Raw genomic sequence first — 4,738 nt, forward strand, 5'->3', positions numbered from 1 at the left:
GTCGATCTGGCGCGCCAACTGATCGAGCTGAACGGACTCGTCCCGGACGAGGATATTCTCATCGAATTCACCGGACTCCGGCCGGGCGAGAAACTCTTCGAGGAACTCAGTCACCAAGGCGAGAACATCACTTCCACCCACCATCCCAAAATCATGCGATTCATCGCCAAGCCGACCGACATGACAGAAGTTCGTCGATACTTCGCCACGCTTGAGGCAGCGATTCCCACGCAAGAGCCGAATCAGCTCAAGCTTCTCCTGAAACAAGGGGTGCCGGAATACAAGCCGTTCATCGCCTGATCGAGGTCTGCGCACGCTACCGCGAGTTGATTATGCCACGTTCACACCGCCTCCACACACTCGGAACCCCGCACCCTTGTCCACGCGCCCCCATTGGGCGGCAAGGGCTGGGCTTGCTGTTTCTGCTCACGTCGTTGGTGATCCAGAGCCACGCGGCCCCCGCATCCACTTCCCGACAAGCATGGCAGGAAAGTTTCGACAAAGTCTGGCGCACCGTCAGGGACAAGCATTTTGATACAAATTACGCTGGCGTGGATTGGAACCAAGCCCGTGTCACCTACACCAAGCGTCTCGAGGGCATCGAAAATGAAGCAGATTTGTATGCGCTCCTCGGCGCGATGTTGGGCGAACTCAAGCAAACTCACTTTGGTATCGTCCCTCCGGACGTGCTGCCTTCAAGCGGGGATCACTCCCAGTCCGAAGGGGATCCCGGCTTCCAAGTCACCCTCATCGCGGGTGAAGCCGTGGTCACCCGAGTCCTCAAAGGAACCTCCGCGTGGAAAGCGGGAGTGAAAACCGGCTGGGTCGTCGAATCGGTCGAAGGCCAGCCCATCGACCGATTGCTGGAACCTCTCAATCGAAGCCCCATGTCTCACGCCCTCAAACCCCTCTATCGCCACCGGCTGATCGAGTCGAAGCTCGAAGGAAAGCTAGAAAGCGCCGTCAAAGTGGTGTTCTCCAATGGCGCCGGGAAACGCCGCGAATGGGTCCTGGAGCGCTCCGCGAGAAATCAGGAGAGATCCCAAGCCATGGGACATTTCCCCCCGCAACCGACCGAATTCGAACACCGCAAACTGCGCGGCAACGTGGCTTATATTCGCTTCAACATCTTCGTCATTTCCCAAATGGAGAAGATCCGCAAAGCGATTCGTGCCTCGCTTGGAGATCGCGGCATGATCATCGACCTGCGCGGAAACCCTGGAGGAGTCGCCGGCATGGCCATGGGCATGGGTGGACTCCTCCTGCCGCAGGAGGCATCCCTCGGCACCATGAGAATGAGGTCCGGCCATATCCACTTCGCCGTTTTCCCCCAGGAGAAACGCTTCCTCGGACCGCTCGTCATCCTGGTGGATCAGCAGAGTGCCTCCACCAGCGAGATCTTCGCCGCGGGGTTGCAAGACTTGAAGCGGGCGCGCATCGTCGGCATGCCAACGGCCGGAGCAGCGCTCCCCTCCATGTTCGAGAAACTCCCGACCGGCGCTCTTTTCCAGTATGCCTTTGGAGACTTCCGCACCCCCAAGGGAACCTTGGTGGAAGGTCGGGGCGTGTTGCCCGACGTCAGGATTGAAGGACGCCGGGAGGATTGGCTCCGGGGTCGAGACACCCAGCTTGAAGCGGCCTTGGAAGAAATCGAAACCTGGATTCGAGAGGATCGAATCCGAGCCCCGAAAGACCGCTAATCATTCTCCGACGGGGCGGCACCTCTTCGCGGGGGGCGCGCATCACCCCCTTCAGACCGCCCGTTTCTGACGGCTTTTCCGAGCACGCCAACCGCGAAGGATGGCGCTCGTCCCCACTCATGGCACTCTCGACGGCAACCTTGCGGCGCGCCACAGACTACCTCTCCGAGGCTGTGCTCTATGCCATGATCATCTTCAGCCCCTGGGCGTTCGGTTCAACCCAGACCTGGTCCGTCCAGTGCATGAACACCGCCGGCTATGTGTCGGGCGTCCTTTGGCTGGCTCGGGTGCTCCTTCGCCGCCATTCAAACTCCGAAGCTCCAGCCACCGAGCGCCTCCGAGGAGCTTCCCATCGCGTTTTCACGCGACTCCTGGCCACGCTCACCGTCCTGATTCTGGCCTATACTTTCCTGAGTGCCTGGAACGCACGATTGAAATTCGAAGGCTCGGGCGGGATCCGGCTGGCAACTTATCTGGAATCGATCTCCTGGCTGCCCAGCAGCTATGATCAAGCCTATACTTGGGCCGCATTCCAAATCTACCTCGCGCTCGCCTGCGTGTTTTGGTCCACACGCGATTGGCTGCTCAACGGCGGCCCGCGATCCCATCCGGAAGCCCTCAGCGCCGATCGAAGCGAACGAGCCTTCGACCGCCTGGATCACCCACCCTCTGAGCTCCCGCCTCACTGGCGCCGATTGCTGTGGCTGTTGTGCCTCAATGGGGGAATCCTCGCGCTGGAGGGCATCCTCCAACGGATGTCCGGCACGAGCAAGTTGCTCTGGATGGTAACCCCACACATCAACAGCATGGCAGAGGCCCAGTTCGGTCCTTATGCCTACAGATCGAACGCGGCCACTTACTTCAACCTCCTCTGGCCACTCTGCATCGCTTTCTGGTGGATTCAAAGGGCACCACCAACCCGAGGCCGCTTCCGTGCCAGGCGCGTGGGAGGGAGTGCGCATACGATGCTGCTGCCGTTGGCAGTCCTCATGGCGGCGGCACCGGTCATCTCCATCTCCCGAGGCGGCACCCTCATCTGCGGAATCCTGATCCTGGGGATGCTGGCCATGATTTGGGTGGGGGAACGCTCGGGTTCATGGGCTCGAAAACTCGGCATGACCGCCATCGTGGGTGCCGCGGTAGGACTGTCCTTCACTCTGGCATGGCGGCCGCTGGCAGATCGCTTTCGCAGTGTGTTCGACGAGAGTATGAGCGGACGCGCCGAGATCTACGCCAACACTCGTCCCATCGCGGAGGATTTCAAGTGGTTTGGAACCGGGCCGGGATCGTTTGCCGGAGTGTATAACTATTATCGAACCGACAAGCGGATGGTGTGGCAGGCCTACGGCCATGACGACTGGCTCGAAACTCGCGTGACCTTTGGCCGGGTCGGCATGGCGCTGGTCTTGGGAGCATTGGCGCTGGTTCCGCTCATCGCCGCCAGTTCCTCCAGCGTGGCCGTTCCCCGTGGCTTGGCTGGGGCGCTCGGACTGTCCATGTTCGGATTTCTGCTGCACGCCAAATATGATTTTCCCCTGCAAGTGCATTCGTTGCTGTTCCTGTTCGTTGTCGAATGCGCCTTGTTCAGCTCCATGGGTCTCACCCGTCGCCGCCCTGCCCGCTAGGGCTACCCCCCTCCTCCATGGTGAAACGAGCGTGTGACTTGATCCTGACCATGATCTCGGCACCCTTCTGGCTTCCCCTGCTCGGCGCGCTCACAATCCTTGTCGCCATCCGCATGGGCAGGCCGATCCTGTTTCGCCAGCCACGGCCAGGTCTCCACGGCCACGTTTTCTTGATGCTCAAATTCAGAACCATGACCGACATCAAGAATGCCACCGGTGATTTCCCTCCCGATTCCGAACGACTCACCCAATTCGGACAGTGGCTTCGATCCACATCCCTCGATGAGCTGCCGGAATTGCTCAATGTGCTCCGGGGAGACATGAGTTTGGTCGGGCCGCGTCCGCTGCTGGTTCGATACTTGGAACGGTACACCCCGGAACAAGCCCGACGACACAACGTCAAACCCGGACTCACCGGATGGGCCCAGGTGAACGGTCGAAACGCTCTTAGCTGGGAGGAAAAATTTCGCCTCGATTGTTGGTACGTCGATCATCAGTCCCTGTGGCTCGATCTCAAGATCCTTGGCCTGACCCTCGGGCGGGTGTTCCGGCGCGAGGGCATCAGCGCGACAGGAGAAGCCACGATGCCTGAGTTTATGGGATCCACCAAGGAGTCTTCGGCGAAATAAACGCCCGTTGCGCTCATAAAAAACCGGCGGACCTCCTGGAGGTTCGCCGGTTTTTCTTTTTGCCCTTTGCTCCGCTTGAAAATTGGACTTTTCTAGCCCCGTGACGAAACTGATGCAGCCCTCATTCCGAGTCGAAAAACGAATTCTGCTCTCGGTGCCTCACATGGGAGGAGACGAAATGCATTTCGTGCGGGATGCTTTTGCCAGCAACTGGCTTTCGACCACCGGGCCCAGTCTGACCGCGCTCGAGGCCGAATTCTCCTCGCTCGTGGGACGTCCATGCGTGGCCCTCGGTACCGGCACGTCGGCCATTCATCTCGGGCTGAAGTTGCTTGGCATTGGACCCGGGGACGAGGTGGCCACACCCACCCTCACGTTTGCCGCAAGTTGCAACCCACTTCTCTACGAAAAAGCCCGGCCCGTCTTCATCGACAGCGAGCGGGAAACCTGGAATCTCGATCCGAATCTCCTCGAGGACTATCTCAAGGACCGAGCCCGCCTGAATCGCCTGCCCAAAGCCGTCACTGTTGTCCATCTCTTCGGCCAAAGCGCCCGCCTCCAGGAAGTCCTTGATGTGTGCCAGCGGTATGAGATCCCCGTCTTGGAGGATGCGGCTGAATCCCTCGGCGCCCGCTATCACGGAAAGCACCCGGGCACCTTGGGTGAGGTCGGCGCGTTCTCGTTCAACAGCAATAAGATTATCACGGGGACTTCCGGCGGGATGCTGGTTGCGGCCGATGAGGATTGGATCCAGAAAGTCCGGTAGTGGAGCACCCAGGCCAGG

The 4,738-nt window shown here is 60.0% G+C and carries 4 protein-coding genes and 1 pseudogene; all 5 read left to right on the forward strand.

Features of this window, described 5'->3' with window-relative positions; translation table 11 throughout:
- The 5 genes and pseudogenes from FJ404_19330 (at position 1) to FJ404_19350 (ending at position 4,720) form a co-directional block, all read left to right on the forward strand.
- Positions 1-108 (forward strand): annotated as a pseudogene (locus tag FJ404_19330) (hypothetical protein).
- A 224-nt stretch (positions 109-332) separates the two neighbouring features.
- Complete coding sequence (locus FJ404_19335; GenBank protein ID MBM3825004.1) at positions 333-1,700, forward strand: hypothetical protein; 1,368 nt, start codon at positions 333-335, stop codon at positions 1,698-1,700.
- Positions 1,701-1,819: 119 nt separating this feature from the next.
- Positions 1,820-3,325 (forward strand): O-antigen ligase family protein, encoded by a 1,506-nt coding sequence (locus FJ404_19340; GenBank protein ID MBM3825005.1) that lies wholly within the window; start codon positions 1,820-1,822, stop codon positions 3,323-3,325.
- Between the two features lie 17 nt (positions 3,326-3,342).
- Positions 3,343-3,954 (forward strand): sugar transferase, encoded by a 612-nt coding sequence (locus FJ404_19345; GenBank protein MBM3825006.1) that lies wholly within the window; start codon positions 3,343-3,345, stop codon positions 3,952-3,954.
- 163 nt (positions 3,955-4,117) lie between these two features.
- Positions 4,118-4,720, forward strand: a complete 603-nt coding sequence (locus FJ404_19350) for an aminotransferase class I/II-fold pyridoxal phosphate-dependent enzyme (GenBank protein MBM3825007.1) — start codon at positions 4,118-4,120, stop codon at positions 4,718-4,720.
- Positions 4,721-4,738: the final 18 nt, after the last annotated feature.

The sequence above is a fragment of the Verrucomicrobiota bacterium genome (genome assembly GCA_016871495.1).
Classification (GTDB): domain Bacteria; phylum Verrucomicrobiota; class Verrucomicrobiia; order Limisphaerales; family VHDF01; genus VHDF01.

What these genes read in the sequence shown, in the direction of transcription:
- FJ404_19335 (MBM3825004.1), top strand. Translation starts at nt 333, where the DNA reads ATGCCACGTTCACACCGCCTCCACACACTCGGAACCCCGCACCCTTGT.
- FJ404_19340 (MBM3825005.1), top strand. Translation starts at nt 1,820, where the DNA reads ATGGCACTCTCGACGGCAACCTTGCGGCGCGCCACAGACTACCTCTCC.
- FJ404_19345 (MBM3825006.1), top strand. Translation starts at nt 3,343, where the DNA reads ATGGTGAAACGAGCGTGTGACTTGATCCTGACCATGATCTCGGCACCC.
- FJ404_19350 (MBM3825007.1), top strand. Translation starts at nt 4,118, where the DNA reads ATGGGAGGAGACGAAATGCATTTCGTGCGGGATGCTTTTGCCAGCAAC.